The 21,348-nt window shown below is 73.2% G+C and carries 19 protein-coding genes, 1 pseudogene and 1 riboswitch; of the genes and pseudogenes, 13 read left to right on the top strand and 7 right to left on the bottom strand.

Features of this window, described 5'->3' with window-relative positions; all coding sequences use genetic code 11:
• Positions 1-79: 79 nt before the first annotated feature.
• Positions 80-793, top strand: a complete 714-nt coding sequence (locus KJK29_RS30015; protein WP_215122307.1) for a nucleopolyhedrovirus P10 family protein — start codon at positions 80-82, stop codon at positions 791-793.
• Between the two features lie 9 nt (positions 794-802).
• Here KJK29_RS30015 and KJK29_RS30010 read toward each other — a convergent pair whose 3' ends face one another.
• From KJK29_RS30010 to KJK29_RS30000, 3 genes are all read right to left on the bottom strand, one after another.
• Positions 803-1,606 (bottom strand): enoyl-CoA hydratase/isomerase family protein, encoded by an 804-nt coding sequence (locus tag KJK29_RS30010; RefSeq protein WP_215122306.1) that lies wholly within the window; start codon positions 1,604-1,606, stop codon positions 803-805.
• A gap of 106 nt (positions 1,607-1,712) precedes the next feature.
• Positions 1,713-1,931: a helix-turn-helix domain-containing protein gene (locus KJK29_RS30005; protein WP_010037790.1), complete on the bottom strand. Its 219-nt coding sequence runs from the start codon at positions 1,929-1,931 to the stop codon at positions 1,713-1,715.
• A gap of 352 nt (positions 1,932-2,283) precedes the next feature.
• Entirely contained in the window at positions 2,284-3,882 is a 1,599-nt protein-coding gene (locus KJK29_RS30000) for an ABC-F family ATP-binding cassette domain-containing protein (protein ID WP_215122305.1), read from the bottom strand.
• Positions 3,883-4,039: 157 nt separating this feature from the next.
• Between KJK29_RS30000 and KJK29_RS29995 the strand changes: the two genes are divergently transcribed.
• Entirely contained in the window at positions 4,040-4,453 is a 414-nt protein-coding gene (locus KJK29_RS29995; RefSeq protein WP_215122304.1) for a VOC family protein, read from the top strand.
• Positions 4,454-4,653: 200 nt separating this feature from the next.
• Here the strand turns inward: KJK29_RS29995 and KJK29_RS29990 are convergent, their stop codons facing one another.
• The 3 genes from KJK29_RS29990 to KJK29_RS29980 all read right to left on the bottom strand — a co-directional run bounded on the left by KJK29_RS29990 (position 4,654) and on the right by KJK29_RS29980 (position 8,493).
• Positions 4,654-5,904: a hypothetical protein gene (locus KJK29_RS29990; protein WP_251057977.1), complete on the bottom strand. Its 1,251-nt coding sequence runs from the start codon at positions 5,902-5,904 to the stop codon at positions 4,654-4,656.
• A gap of 352 nt (positions 5,905-6,256) precedes the next feature.
• A complete protein-coding gene (locus tag KJK29_RS29985; RefSeq protein ID WP_215122302.1) occupies positions 6,257-7,381 on the bottom strand; it encodes an alpha/beta hydrolase in 1,125 nt (374 codons plus the stop codon).
• A gap of 380 nt (positions 7,382-7,761) precedes the next feature.
• Positions 7,762-8,493, bottom strand: coding sequence for a class II aldolase/adducin family protein (locus tag KJK29_RS29980; protein WP_215122301.1), 732 nt, complete (start codon positions 8,491-8,493; stop codon positions 7,762-7,764).
• Positions 8,494-8,674: 181 nt separating this feature from the next.
• Here KJK29_RS29980 and KJK29_RS29975 point away from each other — a divergent pair, with 181 nt between their 5' ends.
• From KJK29_RS29975 to cobC, 11 genes and pseudogenes are all read left to right on the top strand, one after another.
• Positions 8,675-9,223, top strand: coding sequence for a GH25 family lysozyme (locus KJK29_RS29975; protein WP_370869213.1), 549 nt, complete (start codon positions 8,675-8,677; stop codon positions 9,221-9,223).
• Between the two features lie 144 nt (positions 9,224-9,367).
• Positions 9,368-10,609, top strand: coding sequence for an inorganic phosphate transporter (locus KJK29_RS29970; RefSeq protein WP_215122300.1), 1,242 nt, complete (start codon positions 9,368-9,370; stop codon positions 10,607-10,609).
• A gap of 34 nt (positions 10,610-10,643) precedes the next feature.
• Complete coding sequence (locus tag KJK29_RS29965) at positions 10,644-10,865, top strand: hypothetical protein (RefSeq protein ID WP_184599685.1); 222 nt, start codon at positions 10,644-10,646, stop codon at positions 10,863-10,865.
• 146 nt (positions 10,866-11,011) lie between these two features.
• A riboswitch (cobalamin riboswitch) is annotated at positions 11,012-11,150 on the top strand.
• Positions 11,151-11,251: 101 nt separating this feature from the next.
• Positions 11,252-12,193, top strand: coding sequence for a cobalamin biosynthesis protein (locus tag KJK29_RS29960; protein ID WP_215122299.1), 942 nt, complete (start codon positions 11,252-11,254; stop codon positions 12,191-12,193).
• Positions 12,190-13,701 carry a cobyric acid synthase gene (locus tag KJK29_RS29955; RefSeq protein WP_215122298.1) on the top strand — a complete coding sequence of 504 codons (1,512 nt, stop codon included), beginning with the start codon at positions 12,190-12,192 and terminating at the stop codon, positions 13,699-13,701. Before KJK29_RS29960 ends, KJK29_RS29955 begins: the two co-directional genes overlap by 4 nt.
• Before the next feature lie 130 nt (positions 13,702-13,831).
• Positions 13,832-15,853 carry a putative cobaltochelatase gene (locus KJK29_RS29950; RefSeq protein ID WP_215122297.1) on the top strand — a complete coding sequence of 674 codons (2,022 nt, stop codon included), beginning with the start codon at positions 13,832-13,834 and terminating at the stop codon, positions 15,851-15,853.
• A complete protein-coding gene (gene cobO, locus KJK29_RS29945; protein ID WP_215122296.1) occupies positions 15,853-16,452 on the top strand; it encodes a cob(I)yrinic acid a,c-diamide adenosyltransferase in 600 nt (199 codons plus the stop codon). The genes KJK29_RS29950 and cobO overlap by 1 nt, the downstream gene beginning before the upstream one ends.
• Positions 16,452-17,834 carry a cobyrinate a,c-diamide synthase gene (locus tag KJK29_RS29940; RefSeq protein WP_215122295.1) on the top strand — a complete coding sequence of 461 codons (1,383 nt, stop codon included), beginning with the start codon at positions 16,452-16,454 and terminating at the stop codon, positions 17,832-17,834. Before cobO ends, KJK29_RS29940 begins: the two co-directional genes overlap by 1 nt.
• 17 nt (positions 17,835-17,851) lie before the next feature.
• Positions 17,852-18,259 (top strand): annotated as a pseudogene (locus KJK29_RS29935) (cobalamin biosynthesis protein); the annotation flags it as partial.
• 101 nt (positions 18,260-18,360) lie between these two features.
• Positions 18,361-19,179, top strand: a complete 819-nt coding sequence (locus KJK29_RS29930) for a sirohydrochlorin chelatase (protein ID WP_215122293.1) — start codon at positions 18,361-18,363, stop codon at positions 19,177-19,179.
• On the top strand, positions 19,169-20,224 hold the full coding sequence (cobC, locus tag KJK29_RS29925; protein WP_215122292.1) for an Rv2231c family pyridoxal phosphate-dependent protein CobC: 1,056 nt from the start codon (positions 19,169-19,171) through the stop codon (positions 20,222-20,224). Before KJK29_RS29930 ends, cobC begins: the two co-directional genes overlap by 11 nt.
• Before the next feature lie 34 nt (positions 20,225-20,258).
• On the opposite strand, the gene KJK29_RS29920 is transcribed toward cobC, so the two are convergent.
• Positions 20,259-21,194, bottom strand: coding sequence for an SCO1860 family LAETG-anchored protein (locus tag KJK29_RS29920; RefSeq protein WP_215122291.1), 936 nt, complete (start codon positions 21,192-21,194; stop codon positions 20,259-20,261).
• Between the last annotated feature and the right edge of the window lie 154 nt (positions 21,195-21,348).

Raw genomic sequence — 21,348 nt, 5'->3', positions numbered from 1 at the left:
GTCCTTTTCGGTTGTCGTCCTGCGACCACCGTAAGCACGGTTACGTGGTTGCGCGCCTCTGATGCGGCAGGCTGGAGGAATGACGGCCGACCGGTGGACGCAGGCAGTGAGACATCAGCTGGGCTTCGGCAGGCTCCTGCCGCTGGGTGACGCGCGCGACGGCGCGTGGATCTCCGAGCAGGCGGCCGAGGCGGTGTTGCGGCGCGCGGCCCAGGACGCTCCGGGCGTGCGCCTCGACACGCTCCGGGTCGCGCTCGCCGACCCGGAGGACACCCAGGAGCCGGCCGTACCGGCTCCGCCGAGCGCGCAGCCGCCCGGACCGCTGCGGGTGACGGTTGATTTCGCGGCCACGGCCTCGCAGCCGCTGCCGGCGACGGCGTCCCTCCTGCGGGCGACGCTGGCGACCGCCGCGACACAGCAGCTGGGTCTGACGGTGACGGAGGTGGACCTGCGCGTGGCGGGGCTGCTGGACGAGGAGACGGAACCCGGCCCCGCCGCGGGTCTCCCCGAACCTCCTCGGGCCGCGCGGCCCATGGACGGCGACGAGGGCCGGGTCGCGACCGCCGCCCTCGACGTCCCGGGCGTGCTTCACCTGACCGCCGCGCTGGGCCACCCCGTGCACATCGAGAACCTCCCGGGCGAGGCGGCGCTGCCGCACCGTCATGTCCGGCTGGAACTCGCGGTGGGCGCGGACCACCAGGCCCGTGAGGTGGCCCGCGCGGTGCGCACGGCGGTGCGCAGGACGCTGCCGGACCACCCGACGGTGGCGGTGGTGGTGAGCGGGATCGGCTGAGGTGCCGCCTCAGTCCCCGAGGCCCGCGAGGTCCCGCAGTCGGCGGGCCTGGGCCTGGCGCTCCGCGCCGCGCTGCGCCTCGTATGTGCGGTCCTGGGCGCCGCGCAGCAGCGCCTTGGTCTCGACGACGGCGTCACGGGGCGCGGCGAGGACGGCCGAGGCGAGGTCGCGGACGGTGTCGTCGAGCTGGTCGGCGGGCACGGCCACGTTGGCCAGGCCGGTGTTCACGGCCTCCGCGGCCGTGACGAAGCGCCCGGTCACGCAGATCTCCAGCGCGCGGGCGTATCCGACGAGTCCCACCAGCGGATGCGTGCCCGTCAGATCGGGCACGAGTCCGAGGCTGGTCTCGCGCATGGCGAACTGCACGTCGTCGGCGACGACGCGCAGGTCGCAGGCGAGGGCCAGCTGGAAGCCCGCCCCGATGGCATGCCCCTGGACGGCGGCGACGGAGACGATGTCGCTGCGCCGCCACCAGGTGAACGCCTGCTGGTACTCGGCGATGGTCGCGTCCAGCTCGGCGTCGTCACCACGCGCGAGGTCGATGAACGACGGTTCCCCGTCGAAGCCCTCGGGCGTGAACGCCTGCCGGTCGAGACCGGCCGAGAAGGACTTGCCCTCGGCCCGCAGCACCACGACACGGACGGAGCCCGGCAGCTGCCGACCGGCCTCGGTCAGCGCCCGCCACAGAGCGGGGCTCTGCGCGTTGCGCTTGTCGGGGTTGGTCAGCGTCACCGTGGCGACCGCGTCGTCGACGGTGAGCCGTACGCCGTCCTTGTCGAGTACGGGAACGAGGTCCTTGTCGGGCGAAGCCATGGACGCCTCCGATGTGTGCGGTCAGCTAAGTGACTGCACAGTAACCACCCGGTCGATCAGCCGACCGACCGGGTGGCCACCATCGAAGCCGAGGGGCCACCCGGGGTCAGGCCGTGGCCTTTTTGCCCCGGGTCGCCCCGCCACGCCCTCGCAGCGTGACGCCCGACTCACTGAGCATGCGGTGCACAAAGCCATACGAGCGGCCGGTCTCCTCGGCCAACGCCCGGATGCTCGCACCGGCGTCGTACTTCTTCTTCAGGTCTGCCGCGAGCTTGTCGCGCGCGGCGCCGGTCACCCGGCTGCCCTTCTTCAGAGTCTCGGCCACCCGTGCCTCCTCATGGGAAGTGCGCTCTGGTCTCCTCATGATCACCCCTCCGGGCCTTGATGGCCACCCATTCGGCAAGGTCCGTGAGACAAGGTTGTGACGACGGGAGCACATCCCCACATCCGGAATACGCAATTCCGAAGATCGGCGCCCGTACACCCGAACGGATTGCTCCGGAAAATGCCAGGTCAGAAAGGCGTCGCGGCCGAGCCCGGAAGAATCGGGGGCTCGGCCGCGAAATCGATGTAGGACACACCTCGGTACGAGGAGATCTCACACAGATGATGGATCACCGCTAGGCCGAATGATCCATACGCCGTTGATCACGCATTCGATCAAGCGGCACTGACACTCAGGCCAGGGCGACGAGGTCCGCGTAGTCGGCGCCCCACAGGTCCTCGACGCCGTCGGGCAGCAGGATGATCCGCTCCGGCTGGAGCGCCTCGACCGCGCCCTCGTCGTGCGTGACGAGGACGACCGCGCCCTTGTAGGTGCGCAGCGCGCCGAGGATCTCCTCGCGGCTGGCCGGGTCGAGGTTGTTGGTGGGCTCGTCGAGGAGCAGGACGTTCGCCGAGGAGACCACCAGGGTGGCGAGGGCCAGGCGGGTCTTCTCGCCGCCGGAGAGGACCCCGGCCGGCTTGTCGACGTCGTCGCCGGAGAACAGGAACGAGCCGAGCGTCTTGCGGACCTCCACCAGGTCCAGGTCGGGGGCGGCCGAGCGCATGTTCTCCAGGACCGTGCGCTCCGGGTCGAGGGTCTCGTGCTCCTGCGCGTAGTAGCCGAGCTTGAGGCCGTGGCCCTCGATGACCTCGCCGGTGTCGGGCTTCTCGGCCCCGCCGAGCAGCCGGAGCAGGGTCGTCTTGCCCGCGCCGTTGAGGCCGAGGATGACGACGCGCGAGCCCTTGTCGATGGCCAGGTCGACGTCGGTGAAGATCTCCAGCGAGCCGTAGGACTTGGACAGGCCCTCGGCCATGAGCGGGGTCTTGCCGCACGGGGAGGGCTCGGGGAAGCGCAGCTTGGCGACCTTGTCGGACTTCCGCTCGGCCTCCAGGCCGGCCAGCAGCTTGTCCGCCCGGCGGGCCATGTTCTGCGCGGCGACGGTCTTGGTGGCCTTGGCCCGCATCTTGTCGGCCTGCGAATGCAGCGCGGAGGCCTTTTTCTCGGCGTTCTGCCGCTCGCGCTTGCGGCGCTTCTCGTCGGCCTCGCGCTGCTGCTGGTAGAGCTTCCAGCCCATGTTGTAGACATCGATCTGGGAGCGGTTGGCGTCCAGGTAGAACACCTTGTTCACGACCGTCTCGACCAGTTCGACGTCGTGGGAGATCACGATGAAGCCGCCGCGGTAGGTCTTCAGGTAGTCCCGCAGCCAGATGATCGAGTCGGCGTCGAGGTGGTTGGTCGGCTCGTCGAGCAGCAGCGTGTCCGCGTCGGAGAACAGGATGCGGGCCAGCTCGATACGGCGGCGCTGACCGCCGGAGAGCGTGTGCAGGGGCTGGCCGAGCACGCGGTCGGGCAGGTTGAGCGCGGCGGCGATGGTGGCGGCCTCGGCCTCGGCGGCGTACCCGCCCTTGGTGAGGAACTCCGTCTCCTGGCGCTCGTACTGCTTGAGCGCCTTCTCGCGGGTGCCGCCCGTGCCTGTGGCGATGCGCTGCTCGTTCTCGCGCATCTTGCGGATCAGTATGTCCAGGCCGCGCGCGGAGAGGATGCGGTCGCGGGCGAGGATGTCGAGGTCGCCGGTGCGGGGGTCCTGCGGGAGGTAGCCGACCTCGCCGGAGCGGGTGATGGTGCCGCCGGCCGGGATGCCGTCACCGGCGAGGCACTTGGTGAGGGTGGTCTTCCCTGCGCCGTTGCGGCCGACCAGGCCGATGCGGTCGCCCTTGGCGACACGGAAGGTGGCGTTTTCGATGAGGACGCGGGCACCGGCGCGCAGCTCGATACCGGAGGCGGAGATCACGGACAGACTCCAGGGCGGATACGGGGGCGGGATGGGCGGCTGAGGACGTTCCCGCCGTCTAATGCGCGAGGAGAATGGCCATAGGAGACAGTCTAACGGGGACGTGCAACCACCTTTTGTCTGAGTCAGGCAGCGGGACAACGAGGAAGTGATCGCCATGGCAGGCTCGTCCGGCGGACGTCCGAGCATCTATCCGACGCTGCTCTACGCGGACGCGAAGAGTGCGATCCGGCAGCTCACCGAGGCCTTCGGCTTCACGGAGCTGTCGGTGTACGAGGGCGAGGACGGCTCGGTGATGCACGCCGAGCTGACGCAGGGCAACGGCGCGGTGATGGTCGGCACCAAGGGCCGCGGCGGCGTCTTCGACGCGGCCATGAAGGGCGCGGGCACCACGGGGGTGTACGTGGTGGTGGACGACGTGGACGCACACCACCGCCGCGCCGTCGACCACGGCGTGGAGATCGTGATGCCCCCGACGGACCAGGACTACGGCTCGCGGGACTACATGGCCCGGGACCTCGAGGGCAATATCTGGAGCTTCGGGACGTACGCGCCCGAGATCGCGGGCTGACCCCGCGAATCTCCTAGGGCCTGTCGTTTGGATCAGGTCGCAGGAAATCGGCGGTTCCACGCAATCGCCGGTGAGCGGGGTCTGGTGCGTGCAGCTGCAAGGCGGAGGAGGGCGGCGATGCGGAGCATCGGCAACCGACGACAACGCGGCAGATGTGCGTGCCAGACCCCGCGTCTGCGGCGTGATCCAAACGACAGGCCCTAGCCGCCGCCGGTGTGCACCTGGAACGCGGCCCGGCGTACGGCCTTGGCCAGGGCCGGGTCGGGGTGGGCGGCGGCGAGGGCGACCAGGACCTGCACGGTGCGGGGGTGTCCCACGGCGCGTACCTCGTCGAGGAGCATCGGGACGGTCGGCTGCACCGCGGACTCCAGATGGCGCACCAGCAGCGGGGCCTCACCGTGGTCGGCGACGGCGGCCGCGGTGTCCACCCACAGCCAGGTCGCCTCCTCACGGGTGAGGACCTCGTGGGCGTCCTCCGGGTCGGCCCCGTCGTGCACGGCCAGCCACAGCAGCGCGTACGGCCTGAGCGTCGGCTCGGCCAGCACACCGCGGACGTCGGGCTCGGCGGGGGCGCCGACGACGCGCAGCGCCTCGAAGGCGAGGCCGCGCAGCAGGGCGTCCTCGCCGCGGGCGGCACCGAGCAGTTCGGTGACGGCGCTGCCGACGGGGCGGGCGGCGAGCCAGGCGCGGTACTCGGCGCGGGCCGCGTTCGGGCGGAGCTGGGCGCAGCCGCGGAGCATGTCCTCGGCCGCCTGCTCGATGTTCCCGGCGGGGCTCTGCGCGGCGACGCAGATCTGCTCCAGCTTGACCCAGACGGCCCAGCTCCCGAGCGGGGTGAGCGTGGCCTGGCCGTCGCCGTAGGTGAGGGCGCCGACGGAGGCGAGGGCGCGCAGGGCCCAGTCGAGGAGGGGGGCGAGCGGGGCGTCGGTGGGCTCCGGCTCGGCCACCGGCTCGGGCTGAGGGCCGTAGGGGATCTCGCAGCGTGCGGTGCGCAGCTCGGTGACGCGCTGCTCCAGGAGGTCGAGGAGCTGCTCCACGGGGACGGGTCCGGCGGAGAGCTGGAGGAAGGAGAGCGCCTGCGGCATGGCCGAGACGACCTCGGCGACGGCGGCGGCCTCGCGGTCCCCGGGCTCCGGGTGGGCGAGCGACCAGGCGTCGAAGAGGGCGACCCAGCCGCGCAGGACGGCGCTGTCGTCGCGGTCCCAGGCGCGCAGCCGCCAGCCGGGGCGGGCGCTGTCGCCGTGCACCTCGACGAGGCCGGCGAGGCGGGCGGTGTCCCAGTCGCCTCGGACCTGAGCCGGGGTCAGCCCCAGGTCGCGGGCGGCCCGTTCGGCGGTCGCGTCGGAGAGGGTGGCCTTGCCGTCGGCGGTGGCGCTGTCCCCGCCGGGGCCGAGCGCGGCGTCGGCCCAGCGGGCGACGCGGGCCGCGGCGGCCAGACCTGAGCGCGCCATTCTGGCCAGCTCCGCCGGTGCCGGGGTGCCCTCCGGGGGGCGCGGTGCGGGTCGGCGCGAGCGCCGCTGGTTCATCGCTCTGGGGGCGGCGGCCAGGGGTCGCGGGCGGACGAGTCGAAGCCTGGAGTCGCGCGGGATACGGGACGTCACGGGTGCAGTCTTCCGGTTGACGGTCCGAAAACCCAAACGGAATGTCACGGCGGGCTACGGGGATGGCCAACGCACGGGTTCCCGGGAGCGGCCGAGGCCGGGAACAAGCCAGTGGTACGACGCTAAACGGAATCATCGCGACCGGTCGGCGGGGAGCGGGGCGGGACAGGGGTCGCGACGGGGCGCGGGGGCGGTGGACGGGTCACATGAGCGGCGTCAGGAAGCGGCGCAGCGCCTCCTCGTACCCTTGCGGGTCGGCGTTCCACATCGCCGAGTGGGGCGCGTTGCCGACGGTGTACAGAGCGACCATGTCGGGGCGCGCGTCGGCGAGGTGACGGGAGAACCGCCAGGGAGCCACGGTGTCGTCCGGTCCGTGGACGACGAGCGCCGGGACGTGGAGCCCGTCGAAGGAGGCCGGGCCCGCGACGCCGTCGTCGTGCAGGCCGGTGCGGCCCTGGGCGGCGCGGACCGCGAGGGGCAGCAGCGGGCCCGGGGTGCGGCGGGCCGCGGCGAGGGCGCGCAGGGTGGTCTGCCAGCTGAGCACCGGGGAGTCCAGGACCAGCCCCGAGACGCGGTCGCGCAGTCCCGAGCGGGCGGCGGCGCGCAGGGCCATGGTGGCGCCGGTGGACCAGCCGTGCAGGACGACCTGCCGGGCGCCGTGGCCCACGGCGTAGCGGATCGCCGCGTCGAGGTCGCGCCACTCGGTCTCGCCGAGGTGGTTCAGCCCGTCGGGGCGGCGGGGCGCGCCCAGGTCGCCGCGGTAGGCGAGGGCGAGCACGGGGAAGCGGTTGCGGTGCAGGAACTCCATGACGTTCATGGCCAGTTCCCGCGTGGTGCCCAGGCCGTGCACGGCGATCACCCAGGTGTCCCGGGCGCCGGGCACGAACCACGCGGGCAGGGAGCCGAGTTCGCCGGGGATGTCGACGTCGGTGTGTTCGAGGCCGAGGGCGTCGCCCGGGTTGCCGACGTACACGTTCGGGGTGAGCCAGGCCTTGTCCCCGGACTTCAGGGTGCCGTGCGTGACGCTCTCCAGCCGGCGTACGACGGTGTCGGCGGTGTCGGCGGTGCCCAGCACCGGGCCGACCACCGCGTGGGAGCCGTCACCGGAGAGGCCGTAACGGCCGGGCCGCAGGGCGGCCAGGTCCCGGGTGAGGCTGATCTGCCCGGCGGCGGTGCCGTGCACGGTGAGCCGGGGTTCGGTGGGCAGCGGCCTGCCGGGAGGCGCCTTGAGCGCGGCGTCGCTGGCGAACCGCCCGGCGGCCACAGCGGCCACACCGGCTCCGATCACAGCGGTGACGGCAACGGCCGCCGCGTTGACAGTGCGCACGGCTCCAGTGTCCCGGGGGACGGGGCGAGGGACCAGTGGGCGGGGTCGGTGGGGTGACGGGCGCGGGTGGCCGGCAGGGCGGTTGTGCGCGCCGGGCGGGCCCGGGCGGTCGGCGGAACGGGGGCAGCGCCCTCAGGGCGGGGCGCCGGTGGCCGGCGGAGCGGTGATCGCACCCGCAGGGCGAGCGGCCGCACGAGCGGGCGGGATACCAACGGCCAGCGCAGCCGTGGCCGCGCGAGCAGGACGGAACGCCGGTGACCCACAGCGCGGCGACCGCGCGGGCAGCGGCGCCCTGGGTGCGGGCGGGGAGGGGCGCAGTCGAAGGAGCCGTCGGACGGGAGAGGCCCTCCGTGCCGGTGCGGTGAGGTCCCGGAGGGAGGTCAGCCGCGCTGGCCGTAGCCCCTTAGCCGGTCTTGCACCTCGGCCAGCTGGTCCGTGGACAGCAGGCTCGGGGACAGGCCCGGGACCGAGGTGGCGGTCAGCCAGAGGCGGCACATCCATTCGAGCTGGGCGGTGCGGTCGTAGGCCTGGTCCAGGGTCGCGCCGTGGGTGATCGTGCCGTGGTTGCGGAGGAGGCAGCCGGAGCGGTCGGCGAGGGCGTGGAGCATGTTCTCGGCCAACTCGTCGCTGCCGTACGTCGCATACGGGGCAACCCGGACGGGTCCGCCGAGTGCCGCGGCCATGTAGTGGATCAGCGGGAGCTCGCTCACGAGGGTCGAGACGGCCGTCGCGTGCACGGCGTGGGTGTGGACGACGGCGCGGACGCCGGTCGTGCGGTAGACGGCGAGGTGCATGGGCAGCTCGCTGGTCGGGACGAGCGTGCCGAGGACCTGCCGGCCGTCGAGGTCGACCCCGGTCACGTCGTCCGGCGCCAGCCGGTCGTAGGGCACGCCCGACGGCGTGACCAGCACGGTGTCCCCGACGCGCACCGAGACGTTGCCGGACGTTCCGACGACGAGCCCCTCGGCGACCGTCCGGCGGGCCGTCGCGACGAGGTCCTCCCAGGCGCGCGCCTCCTCCGCTCGCACACCGCTCCGCCGTGACTCCCCCGCATCCTGTCCGCCGCCTCCGATGTCCCCCGTGTCCCGCTCGTCGCCTCGCTGCTCAGCCATGCGGCGATCCTGCCAGGCGGCCCTTCAACGCGCCGCCGGGCGGGGGCACTTTAGGCCGGAAACCGAGCATCCGTAAGGGCGCATACCTGCGCAAATCAGTCGCGGATCACTGCTGGCCGGAGATCATCGGATATTCAACGGTCCTCCAGTACTCTCTGGGGGATTTGCCGTGCACGTTGCCATTCCGGGGGGAATCGCATGGCCCGTGACCACCTGTCGATCCGTCGCCGCGGCCGTTCGCGCGGCGGGCCTCGTCCGCGGCGCCTACCACTTCGCCCTGCCGAACAGGTCGTCCGGCCGGGCCCAGGCGGCCCACTTCGTGCGCAACGGCGGCGACTGGAGCGCGGACGGCTGGACACTGCCGCCGGCGCTCGACATCGAGTACAACCCGTACGACAAGAGGCACAAGTGCTACGGCCTGAGCAAGGCCGGGATGACCGGCTGGATCAAGTCGTTCAGCGACGAGGTCAAGCGGCTCGCGGGCCGCCGCCCGGTGATCTACACGACCACCCACTGGTGGAACACCTGCACGGGCAACAGTCGTGCCTTCGCAGCGAACCACCACCTGTGGGTCGCCCGCTACGACGCGGCGAGCCCGGGACGGCTGCCGGCCGGCTGGGCATCCTGGACCTTCTGGCAGTACGACAACGGCGACGGCACTCTTCCGGGTGACCAGAATCTCTTCGACGGGTCACTCGATCGACTGAAACAGTTGGCGCGGGGCAGTTGATCGTTGGGGCACAAGGGCCGCTGAACCAGGGCGGAATGACGGCCCCCTGTTGCGGACACCCCTGCGCCCCTCCCAGTTCATCTTCCGTTCACTCGGGTTACCTACGTTCGTCCCGCCAACGACGCCGAACGATTGCCTGGGTAAATGGAAAGCTTCTCGCTGATCCTCGCGATTGTGGTGGTAACCGCACTCGCGTTCGATTTCACGAACGGTTTCCACGACACCGCGAACGCGATGGCCACGACCATTTCCACGGGCGCCATGAGACCGAAGATCGCGGTGGCCATGTCCGCGGTCCTCAATCTGGTCGGTGCCTTCCTGTCCGTCGAAGTCGCGAACACGATCTCCAAAGGCCTCGTCGACGAGGCCGGAATCCGCCCCGAGGTCATCTTCGCCGCCTTGGTCGGAGCGATCCTCTGGAACCTGCTGACCTGGCTCGTCGGTCTGCCGTCCAGTTCGTCGCACGCCCTGATGGGCGGCCTGATCGGTGCCACGATCGCCTCGGCGGGCGTCGGCGCGGTGCACGGCGACGTCCTGGTCACCAAGGTGCTGATCCCGGCGGTCGCCGCTCCGCTGGTCGCGGGCATCGCCGCGCTGCTCGCCAGCCGGCTGACGTACTCCCTCGGCAAGAAGGCCGACGGCGAGGCCTCCAAGAAGGGCTACCGCGCCGGCCAGATCGCCTCCGCGGGCCTGGTCTCGCTCGCCCACGGCACCAACGACGCCCAGAAGACGATGGGTGTCATCACCCTCGCCCTGGTCGCCGGCGGCGCCGTCGCCCCCGACTCCGACCCGCCCATGTGGGTCATCCTCTCGGCGGGCATCGCCATCGCGCTCGGCACCTACCTCGGCGGCTGGCGCATCATCCGCACCATGGGCAAGGGCCTGACCGACCTCCAGCCGCAGCAGGGCTTCGCCGCCCAGACCAGCGCGGCGACGGTCATCCTGGCCTCCTCGCACCTCGGCTTCTCCCTCTCCACCACCCACTCCGTGTCCGGCGCGGTGATGGGCGCGGGGCTCGGCCGCAAGGGCGGCGTGGTCCGCTGGTCGACGGCGACGCGGATGTTCGTCGCCTGGGGTCTGACGCTGCCGGCGGCGGCCCTGGTGGGCGCGCTCGCCGAGTACGTGACCGGGTTCGGGAACTGGGGCACGGCGGTCGTGGCGATCTTCCTGGTCGTCTCCAGCGCGGTGATCTGGAAGCTGTCGCGCCGTGAGGTCGTCGACCACACCAACGTCAACGAGGTCGACGAGGAGCCGGCCGGTGTCGTGACCACCGCGATCGCCGCGGTGACGCCGCCTCCGGCGGGCCCGTCCGAGGAACTGGCCGCCACGATCCCGGCCCAGGCCTCCGCCGACCGGAAGCCCTCCACCACGACCACCACGGTCTGATCCCGCCCACCGGTGACAAGGAAGAATCTCTGAGATGAAGATCGACTGGGCGACCCTCGGCTCCGTCTTCGGCGTCAGCCTCGTGGCCACCGTGACCCTCGTCGGCCTGTTCACCCTCGGCATCACCGGCCTGTCGCGCCGCGAGCGTGCGGTGGCGGCGGGCGGGTCCGCGGGACTCGCGGTGACGGGCGCGTACGCGTGCTTCGCGGCGTGTGCGGCGGCTGTCGGGTACGGGATCTATCTGATCGTGGCCTGAGCACGATCGTCTGTTGCCGGGCGGCACGGGGCTTTGGTCCCGGGCCGCCCGGTCGCCGTTCACGGGACAGCCGTCGGCACCCCCCGCCAGGCAGGCGGTGTGGGCTTGTCCACACTCTCCCCTCGCAGGTCAACGGCAAGTTGACGGCTGTTCGCGGCCGTGGTGGACTGCCGGGGCCAATGCGGCGGCAGGAGAGGAAGCCGGTGGAAGTCCGGCGCGGTCCCGCCACTGTCACCGGGGTAGCACTCACCGGGAGCCAGGAACTCTCACCGCCGGTCTCGTCGAACCAGGGCGTGGACACCCTGAGTGAGGACATATCGCCATGTTCGGCTGCCGATCCAGGGTCAGTACCCCGCCGTTGTCCGCCTCCTCGGCCGGCTGAGCCCATGGGTGCCGGTCGCGTCCACGCGTACGGTGCCGCCGCCGGTCTGATCGGTGATCTGCTGCTCGGCGATCCTCGCCGGGGGCATCCGGTCGCCGCGTTCGGGCGGGCCGCGGGCGCGGTGGAGAGGGTGTTGTGGCGGGACCACCGGGGGTGGGGCGCGCTGCACACCGTGGTGTGCGCGGGCGGCGCCGTCGCGCTGGGGGCCGTCGCCGCGCGTGCCGTGCGGACTTCCGCCCCCGCGTCGATCGGACTGACCGGTGTCGCCACCTGGGCCGTCGTCGGGGGGACTTCGCTGGCCCGGGAGGCGCAGGCCATCGGGCGCGCCCTGGAGGCCGGGGACGTAGAAGCGGCCCGCGCGCGGCTGCCGCATCTGTGCGGACGGGATCCACAGGCACTCGACGCCGACGGAATCGCCCGGGCCGTCGTCGAATCCGTTGCCGAGAACACCTCCGACGCCGTCGTGGGAGCGCTCGTGTGGGGGGCCGTCGGCGGAGTGCCGGGGCTTCTCGGGTTCCGGGCCGTCAACACCCTCGACGCCATGGTCGGGCACAAGTCGGCCCGGTACCGGCGCTACGGGTGGGCCTCCGCGCGGCTGGACGACGTCGCGGGCTGGCCGGGGGCCCGGCTGACCGCCGTACTCGCGACCGTGGCCGGGGGCGATCCGCGGGGAGCCGTGGCGGCCTGGCGTGCCGACGCCGCCAAGCATCCGAGTCCCAACGCCGGTCCCGTGGAGGCCTCGTTCGCGGGGGCGCTCGGGGTGCGGCTCGGCGGCACCCTGTCCTACGGCGGGCGTGTGGAGCACCGGCCCGTGCTGAACGACGCGGGGCGCGGCGTCGAAACCCGGGACATCGATCGGGCCGTACGGCTGTCCAGGCGTGTCGGCTGGCTCGCGCTCGGCGTCTGTGTCGCCGCGCGCCACATCGTGAAGGGGCGTACGTCATGACGGGCGGTGGGCTTCTCGTCGCCGGTACCACCTCCGACGCCGGCAAGAGCGTCGTGACCGCCGGGATCTGCCGGTGGCTGGTGCGCCAGGGCGTCAAGGTCGCGCCCTTCAAGGCGCAGAACATGTCCCTGAATTCGTTCGTGACGCGGGAGGGCGCCGAGATCGGGCGGGCGCAGGCCATGCAGGCGCAGGCCTGCCGGGTGGAGCCGACCGCGCTGATGAATCCGGTGCTGCTCAAGCCCGGCGGGGAGCAGAGCAGCCAGGTCGTGCTGCTGGGCAAGCCGGTCGGCGAGCTCAGTGCGCGCGGGTATCACGGAGGGCGGCAGCAGAGGCTGCTCGGGACGGTGCTGGACTGCCTGGAGCAGTTGCGGGGCACGTATGACGCGGTGATCTGTGAGGGGGCCGGTTCGCCCGCCGAGATCAATCTGCGGCGGACGGACATCGTCAACATGGGGATCGCCCGGGGCGCCGGGCTTCCCGTGCTCGTGGTCGGCGACATCGACCGGGGCGGGGTCTTCGCCTCGTTCTTCGGGACCGTCGCCCTGCTCTCGCGCGAGGACCAGGACTGTGTCGCGGGGTTCCTCGTCAACAAGTTCCGCGGGGACGTCTCCCTGCTGGAGCCGGGGCTCGAGATGCTCCACGGCCTCACCGGGCGGCACACCTACGGCGTTCTGCCCTTCCGGCACGGACTCGGGATCGACGAGGAGGACGGGCTGCGCGTCTCCCTGCGGGGGACGGTCCGGGAGTCCGTCGTCGCGCCGCCCGTCGGTGAGGACGTGCTGCGCGTCGCCGTCTGCGCGGTGCCGCTCATGTCCAACTTCACCGATGTCGACGCGCTGGCCGCCGAACCCGGTGTCGTCGTGCGGTTCGTGGACCGGCCCGAGGAGCTGGCCGACGCCGACCTCGTCATCGTGCCCGGGACCCGGGGCACCGTGCGTGCCCTGGAGTGGCTCAGGGAGCGCGGGCTGGCCGACGCGCTGCGGCGCAGGGCCGCCGAGCAGCGGCCGGTCCTCGGCATCTGCGGCGGCTTCCAGATCCTCGGCGAGCACATCGAGGACGACGTCGAGAGCCGCCTCGGTCATGTCGACGGGCTCGGGGTCCTGCCCGTACGGGTGCGGTTCGCGCGCGAGAAGACCCTCACCCGGCCGGTGGGCGAGGCCCTCGGGGAGCCGGTCGAGGGCTACGAGATCCACCACGGGGTCGCCGAAGTCACCGGCGGCGACCCCTTCTTGGACGGCTGCCGGGTCGGCCAGACCTGGGGCACGCACTGGCACGGCTCGCTGGAGTCGGACGGATTCCGGCGTGCCTTCCTGCGCGAGGTCGCGGCCGCAGCGGGCCGCCGCTTCGTACCGGCGCCGGACACCTCGTTCGCCGCGCTGCGCGAGGAGCAGCTCGACCGGCTCGGCGATCTGATCGAACAGCACGCGGACACGGACGCGCTGTGGCGGCTCATCGAGTCCGGCGCGCCGCCGGGGCTGCCCTTCGTCCCGCCGGGAGCGCCCGCATGAGGGCCGTGGCGGTGAGGCCGACCGCCCGCGGGGCGGCCCCGGGCCACCTGAGACGCTGGACCAGCTGCCCGATCCACCCGCGACGCGACATCCATCCGCAACTCGAAGGCGACTTGGAGGACGACGAAAAGTGACCACCCCCTTTCCGTTCACGGCCGTGGTCGGCCAGGACGATCTGCGGCTCGCGCTGCTGCTGAACGCCGTGTCACCGGCGGTCGGCGGTGTGCTGGTGCGCGGCGAGAAGGGCACGGCCAAGTCGACGGCCGTGCGGGCGCTGTCGGCGCTCATGCCGGAGGTGGACGTCGTCTCCGAGTGCCGCTTCTCCTGCGACCCCGGCTCGCCCGACCCCGGCTGCCCGGACGGGCCGCACGAGCCGGGGGGCTTCGCCTCCCGCCCGGCCCGCATGGTCGAGCTGCCCGTCGGCGCCTCCGAGGACCGGCTGGTGGGCGCGCTGGACATCGAACGGGCCCTGTCCGAGGGCGTGAAGGCCTTCGAGCCCGGCCTGCTCGCCGACGCGCACCGCGGCATCCTCTACGTCGACGAGGTCAACCTCCTCCACGACCACCTGGTCGACCTGCTGCTGGACGCGGCCGCGATGGGCGCCTCGTACGTGGAACGCGAGGGCGTCTCCGTGCGGCACGCCGCCCGCTTCCTGCTGGTCGGCACCATGAACCCCGAAGAGGGCGAGCTGCGGCCGCAGTTGCTCGACCGGTTCGGGCTGACCGTCGAGGTCGCGGCCTCGCGGGAGCCCGATCAGCGCGTCGAGGTCGTACGGCGTCGGCTGGCCTACGACGACGACCCGGCCGGGTTCGCCGCCCGCTGGGCCGAGGAGGAGGCCGACGTACGGGCCCGGATCGTGGCCGCGAAGAAGCTGCTGCCGTCGGTGCGGCTGGGCGACGACGCGCTGCGGCAGATCGCGGCGACCTGCGCGGCCTTCGAGGTGGACGGCATGCGCGCCGACATCGTGATGGCCCGGACCGCGACCGCGCTGGCGGCCTGGGCGGGGCGTACGGACGTGCTCGCCGAGGACGTACGGCAGGCCGCGCTGCTCGCGCTGCCGCACCGCCGGCGCCGCAACCCCTTCGACGCGCCGGGACTTGACGAGGACAAGCTGGACGAGACCCTGGAGGAGTTCTCCGGGGACGACGACCCGGACCCCGACCCGGATCCGGACCCCGGCTCGGGGCCGGACGGGCCCGACGGAGGCGGTGGACAGCCGGCCCCCGACGAGGGCCCCCGGGGCGGGGACCAGGAGGCCCGGCCGGAGGGCGAGCAGGAAGGGCAGCCGCAGCCGCAGCCCTCGGGAGCCGGCGAACAGTCGGCCGCACGCCCGTCCGAACCCTTCCGGACCAAGGTGCTGAGCGTGCCCGGACTCGGCGAGGGTGCCGCCGGGCGGCGTTCGAGGGCCCGCACCGAACACGGCCGGACCACGGGCGCCCGGCGGCCGAAGGGCTCCCTCACCAAGCTGCACCTGGCGGCGACCGTGCAGGCCGCGGCCCCGCACCAGCGGGCGCGCGGGCGGTCCGGGCCGGGACTCGTGGTGCGCCGGGACGACCTGCGGCAGGCCACCCGCGAGGGACGCGAGGGCAACCTCGTGCTGTTCGTGGTGGACGCCTCCGGGTCGATGGCGGCGCGGCAGCGGATGAGCGCCGTGAAGGGTGCCGTGCTGTCGCTGCTGCTGGACGCCTACCAGCGGCGGGACAAGGTGGGTCTGGTGACCTTCCGGGGGTCGGGCGCGGACGTCGCGCTGCCGCCGACCTCGTCCGTGGACGCGGCGGCGACCCGGCTGGAGTCGCTGCCGACCGGCGGCCGTACGCCGCTGTCGGCCGGGCTGCTGCGCGCGCACGACGTGCTGCGGGTGGAGCGGCTGCGCGATCCCGCGCGGCGGCCGCTGGTCGTGGTGGTGACGGACGGACGGGCCACCGGGGGCCCGGAGCCGGTCGCCCTGGCCGGGCGTGCGGCGCGGCTGTTCGCGGCCGAGGGCGTCGCGTCCGTCGTCGTGGACTGCGAGACGGGTCCGGTGCGGCTGGGGCTCGCCGGGCAGCTCGCGGGTGAGCTGGGCGGCACCGCCGTGACGCTGGACGAGCTGCGGGCGGACTCCATCGCCGGGCTGGTCAAGGATGTGCAGGGTACTTCGAGGAGGGCCGCGTAATGCCGCAGGGACAGCCGAGTGTCGTACCGGACGACGGTCTGACGACCCGACAGCGCCGCAACCGGCCGCTCGTCTTCGTGCACACGGGCATCGGCAAGGGCAAGTCCACCGCCGCCTTCGGGCTCGCGCTGCGGGCCTGGAACCAGGGCTGGCCGATCGGGGTGTTCCAGTTCGTCAAGTCGGCGAAGTGGAAGGTCGGCGAGGAGAACGCGCTGCGGGTGCTCGGGGCGTCCGGTGAGGGCGGGTCCGTCGACTGGCACAAGATGGGCGAGGGCTGGTCGTGGGTGCAGCGCGACGGGCAGATGGACAACGAGGAGAAGGCCCGGGAGGGCTGGGAGCAGGTCAAGCGGGACCTGGCTGCCGAGACGTACAAGCTGTATGTGCTGGACGAGTTCGCCTATCCGCTGCACTGGGGCTGGATCGACACCGACGAGGTCGTGGAGGTGCTGCGCAGCCGGCCCGGGACCCAGCATGTCGTGATCACCGGGCGGAACGCGCCCGAGAAGCTCGTCGACTTCGCGGACCTCGTGACCGACATGTCCAAGGTGAAGCACCCCATGGACGCCGGTCAGAAGGGGCAGAGGGGCATCGAGTGGTGATGTCCTCCTCCGTCCCACGACTGGTCGTCGCCGCGCCTGCTTCCGGCAGCGGCAAGACCACCGTTGCCACGGGGCTGATGGCCGCGTTCGCCGCGCGGGGACTCGCCGTGTCCCCGCACAAGGTCGGGCCGGACTACATCGACCCCGGGTATCACGCGCTCGCGAGCGGGCGCCTGGGACGGAACCTCGACGCCTATCTGTGCGGGCCGGACCTGGTCGGGCCGTTGTTCCTGCACGGGGCGCGAGGGTGTGACATCGCCGTCGTCGAGGGCGTGATGGGGCTCTTCGACGGGGCGGCCGGTGAGGGCGAGCTGGCGTCGACGGCTCATGTCGCCAAGCTGCTGCGGGCGCCGGTGGTGCTGGTCGTCGACGCGTCGTCGCAGTCCCGGTCGGTGGCGGCGCTGGTGCACGGGTTCACCACCTGGGATCCGGAGGTGCGGGTCGGGGGCGTGATCCTGAACAAGGTTGCGACGGACCGGCACGAGTGGCTGCTGCGGGAGGCCATGGAACAGGTCGGGGTGCCGGTGCTCGGGGTGCTGCGGCGGGCGCCGCAGGTCGACACGCCGTCGCGGCATCTGGGGCTGGTGCCGGTCGCCGAGCGGCGCGAGGAGGCGGTCGGCGCGGTCGAGGCCATGGCCGCGCAGGTCGCCGAGGGGTGCGATCTGGACGCGTTGATGCGGCTGGCCCGGAGCGCGGGCGCGTTGTCCGGCGCGGCGTGGGACGCGGCCGAGGCGGTCTCCACGCCCGACCGCCGTCCGACGCGGTCGCAGCAGAGCGCCCGGCCGCGCGTCGCCGTGGCCGGCGGTGAGGCGTTCACCTTCTCCTACGCCGAGCACACCGAGCTGCTCACCGCAGCCGGTGCCGAGGTCGTGCCCTTCGATCCCCTGCGGGACGAGGACCTGCCCGAGGGAACGAGCGGGCTGGTGATCGGGGGCGGGTTCCCGGAGGTGTACGTCTCCGAGCTGTCGGCCAACGAAGCCCTGCGCAAGGCCGTCGCCGGCCTGGCCGAGAGCGGCGCCCCGGTCGCCGCCGAGTGCGCGGGGCTGCTGTATCTGTGCCGGGAGCTGGACGGGCAGCCGATGTGCGGGGTGCTGGACGCCACGGCCCGGATGACGCGGCGGCTCACCCTGGGCTACCGGGACGCCGTGGCGGTCGGCGACAGTGTGCTCGCGGCCGCGGGGACCCGGATGCGGGGTCACGAATTCCATCGCACCACCGTGGAGCCCGGCTCGGGTCCCGATCCCGCCTGGGGGTTCCGGACCCCGGAGCGGCGGGTCGAGGGCTTCGTACGGCGCGGTGTGCACGCGAGCTATCTGCACACCCACTGGGCGTCAGAGCCCGGTGCCGTCCTCCGGTTCGTGGAGAGGTGCCGGACGTCATGAGCGGCAGGCTGGTCGGCGTCGGGATCGGGACGTCGCGGGGTGTCTGTGCCGAGGAGGTGCTCGGGCTGGTCGAGGACACCCTGCGGGAGGCCGGGCTGTCCGTGGCATGCGTCGCCGAGCTGGCCACGGTCGACGGCAAGGCCGGGGAGCCGGGCGTGGTCGAGGCCGCGCGGCGGCTCGGGGTGCCCCTGGTGACGTACTCCGCCGCGGAGTTGGCGGAAGTCGAGGTGCCGAACCCGTCCGACGTGCCGCTCGCCGCCGCCGGTACCCCGTCGGTGGCCGAGGCCGCCGCGCTCGCCGGCGGGGGTGAACTCCTCGTCCCCAAGCGGAAGTCGGCCGCGAGCCCGGCGCGGGCGACCTGCGCCGTCGTACGGCGGCCGGGGCACGGAGGGCTCGCGGTGGACGGGCTCGGGGCCGATGCCCGACCGGACACCTCTCGCGACATCGAGACGGCCGCGGCGGGCATCGCGTACCGTGCCGCGCTCAACGTCCCGCCGTACCACCCCACTTCCGCCGAGGAGCACCTGTGACCACCCCTCCCGCCCTGCTCATCGCCGGCCAAGGCACCCGCGACGACACCGGATCCGAGGCGTTCCGCGCGTTCGTACGCCAGCTGGGGGCCCGGCGCCCCGAACTGCCCGTCGCGGGCGGCTTCGCCGAGCCGTCGCGGCCGCCGCTGGGCGACGCCGTCGCCGAGCTGGTGGAGCGGGGCGTACGGCACTTCACCGCCGTTCCGCTGGTGCTGGTGCCCGCCGGGACCGCCCAGGGCGGCATCCGGGCGGCCCTGGCCCGTGAGAAGGAGCGGCACCCGGGGATCTCGTACTCGTACGGGCCCCCGCTCGGCCCGCATCCGGCGCTGCTGGACGTGCTGGAACGGCGGCTGGACGAGGCGCTGGGCGGTGCCGGGGCACGCAGGCCGGGTGACCGGGCCGATGTGACGGTGCTGCTGGTGGGGCCCGGGTCCACGGACCCGGACGCCAACGCCGAGGTGCACAGGGCGGCGCGGCTGCTGTGGGAGGGGCGCGGGTACGCGGGGGTCGAGACGGCGTTCGCTTCGCTGGCGGCGCCGGACGTGCCGAACGGGCTCGACCGGTGTGTACGGCTCGGGGCCCGGCGGATCGTGGTCCTGCCGTACTTCCTGTTCACCGGCGTCCAGCCGGACCGGGTGCGGCAGCAGACGGAGGGCTGGGCGGAGGCGCACCCGGAGATCGAGGTGTGCTCGGCGGGCGTCATCGGTCCGGAGCCGGAGCTGCTGGACCTGGTGTGGGAGCGGTACGAGGAGGCCGTCGCGGGCCGTCACGCGGCCGGGCACGTCCACCGGGAGGCGGACTCGCATGCGCACTGAGAGCGGGCACGATCTGCGCCACCACGGGGACGCGGAGGTCCGGGACGACGGCGGCTCGCTCGTCGATCTCGCCGTGAACGTCCGGGCCGACACTCCCCCGGTGTGGCTGCGGGAGCACATCGCGGCGTCGCTGGGCGGGCTCGCGGCCTACCCCGACGGTCGGGCCGCACGGGCGGCGGTGGCGGAGCGGCACGGGCTGCCTTCGGAGCGGGTGCTGCTGACGGCGGGCGCCGCGGAGGCGTTCGTGCTGCTGGCGCGGGCGCTGAAGGTGCAGCGGCCGGTCGTCGTCCATCCGCAGTTCACGGAGCCGGAGGCGGCGCTGCGGGACGCGGGGCACACGGTCGGCCGGGTGCTGCTGCGCGCGCGGGACGGCTTCCGGCTGGACCCGGCGGACGTGCCCGAGGACGCGGACCTGGTGGTGATCGGCAATCCGACGAACCCGACGTCGGTGCTGCACCCTGCCGGGACGATCGCCGGGCTCGCCCGTCCCGGGCGGGTTCTGGTGGTGGACGAGGCGTTCATGGACGCGGTGCCGGGTGAGCGCGAGGCCCTCGCGGGCCGCGTCGACGTCCCCGGTCTGGTGGTGCTGCGCAGCCTGACCAAGACCTGGGGGCTGGCCGGGCTGCGCATCGGGTACGTGCTGGCGGCGCCCGAGACCATCGAGGACCTGGAGCGGGCGCAGCCGCTGTGGCCGGTGTCGACACCGGCGCTGGCGGCGGCGCGGGCGTGCGTGGGCCCCCGGGGCGTGGCCGAGGCGGCCCACGCCGCCCATCGCGTCGCCGCGGACCGCGCCCACCTGGTGGCGGGCCTCGCACGGTTCGCCGAGGCCGGGGTGCGGACGGTCGAGCCGGCCGAGGGCCCCTTCCTCCTGATCCGCCTGCCGCAGGCGGCCGCCGTCCGCAGCCGCCTGCGGGACCTCGGCTACGCCGTGCGCCGTGGCGACACCTTCCCCGGCCTGGACGAGGAATGGCTCCGGCTGGCGGTACGGGACCGGACGACGACGGACGGGTTCCTGCGGGCGCTGGAGCGCGCGGTGACCGGCTGACGGTTCACCGTCACACCCCAGGCGGCTGGTTCACTCAGCCCCGGCGACGTGCCAGGGCCACCGCTCCCCCGCCGACGGCGAGGAGGGCGATCGCGCCGCCCATGATGTACGGGGTCGTCGAGCTGCCGCCCGTGTCGGCCAGGTTCTCCTCGGCGGGCGCGCCCTGGGGCTCGATCGCTGCGGGGGCGTCGGACGGCTCGGCGGAGGGGGCGGTGGACGGGTCGGCCGGTGGCTGTGCGGCGGGGGCGGACTTCGGTGTCTCGCAGGTCGCCTCGGCCAGGGTGAGCGTGCCGTTCACCTCGGCCACGTTCAGCTTCAACGGGTTGACGGACACCTTGAGTCGGAGGGCGGTGGCGGTGGCCGTGCGGGACGTCGTCTCCGTCTTGCGGAGGTCCAGGCGTACGTCGCCGACGCCCGGCACCTTGACGTCCGTCGGGCCGCCGGCGGTGAGGGTGACGCGCTTGCCGAGCACGGTGACCGAGCCGGGCAGGTCGGTCGTGGCGACGGGCTTCCTCCCGGCCTCGCAGACGGCCTTCGCGGTGACCTGCTCGATCTCGATGACCGACAGCAGCGGCAGGCCGGGGACATGGACGCGGGCCCGGGCCAGAGTGGTGCTGCCCTCGGCCTTCGTGGCGGTCGCGGTCGCTCTCGCCTCGGCCACGTCCGCGCGCAGCACGCTGAAGGGCTTTCCGCCGTTCACCCCGTCCAGGCGGGCGGTCAGCGCGGCCTTCTCGGCGCTCTGCGGGGCCTGGACCTCGTTGAGGGAGACGGTGAGCGGGGCCTCGACCGACTTGTTCAGCAGGGAGACGTCGAGGCCGGTGCGCAGGACGACGGCGCTCGCGCGTCCGTGGTCGCCGGTGGCGTGCGCCGGGCTCACGCCGGTCAGTGCCACGGGCCCGGCGGCGAGGGCCGTGGCCGTCGCCACGGTGGCCAGACGGCGTGCGGGCATGCGGAAGGAAGTGCTGTTCACGGTGGGGACTCCTGGAGTGACAGGCTCGGGACCCGGAAAGAATCGCGCACCCGGCGTACAGCGTCAGCGATCTGACGTCTCTTCACTCCAACGTGGCGATACCGTGGAAGTTTTCGAATCCCCCGGCACAGGCGTTCCCTCGTGTCACCCGCTC

It is taken from the genome of Streptomyces koelreuteriae, assembly GCF_018604545.1.
GTDB lineage: Bacteria > Actinomycetota > Actinomycetes > Streptomycetales > Streptomycetaceae > Streptomyces > Streptomyces koelreuteriae.
Note: the sequence above shows the minus strand (reverse complement) of the source record. Positions and strands in the feature narration are given on the sequence as shown.

Bases quoted from the DNA above. Each gene is read 5' to 3' on its own strand.
- KJK29_RS29965 (WP_184599685.1), top strand. From the start codon at position 10,644: ATGAAGATCGACTGGGCGACCCTCGGCTCCGTCTTCGGCGTCAGCCTC.
- KJK29_RS29970 (WP_215122300.1), top strand. From the start codon at position 9,368: ATGGAAAGCTTCTCGCTGATCCTCGCGATTGTGGTGGTAACCGCACTC.
- KJK29_RS30010 (WP_215122306.1), bottom strand. From the start codon at position 1,606: ATGGCTTCGCCCGACAAGGACCTCGTTCCCGTACTCGACAAGGACGGC.
- KJK29_RS29990 (WP_251057977.1), bottom strand. From the start codon at position 5,904: ATGGCGCGCTCAGGTCTGGCCGCCGCGGCCCGCGTCGCCCGCTGGGCC.
- KJK29_RS29995 (WP_215122304.1), top strand. From the start codon at position 4,040: ATGGCAGGCTCGTCCGGCGGACGTCCGAGCATCTATCCGACGCTGCTC.
- KJK29_RS30015 (WP_215122307.1), top strand. From the start codon at position 80: ATGACGGCCGACCGGTGGACGCAGGCAGTGAGACATCAGCTGGGCTTC.
- KJK29_RS29940 (WP_215122295.1), top strand. From the start codon at position 16,452: ATGTCCTCCTCCGTCCCACGACTGGTCGTCGCCGCGCCTGCTTCCGGC.
- KJK29_RS29960 (WP_215122299.1), top strand. From the start codon at position 11,252: ATGGGTGCCGGTCGCGTCCACGCGTACGGTGCCGCCGCCGGTCTGATC.
- KJK29_RS29980 (WP_215122301.1), bottom strand. From the start codon at position 8,493: ATGGCTGAGCAGCGAGGCGACGAGCGGGACACGGGGGACATCGGAGGC.
- KJK29_RS29955 (WP_215122298.1), top strand. From the start codon at position 12,190: ATGACGGGCGGTGGGCTTCTCGTCGCCGGTACCACCTCCGACGCCGGC.
- cobO (WP_215122296.1), top strand. From the start codon at position 15,853: ATGCCGCAGGGACAGCCGAGTGTCGTACCGGACGACGGTCTGACGACC.
- cobC (WP_215122292.1), top strand. From the start codon at position 19,169: ATGCGCACTGAGAGCGGGCACGATCTGCGCCACCACGGGGACGCGGAG.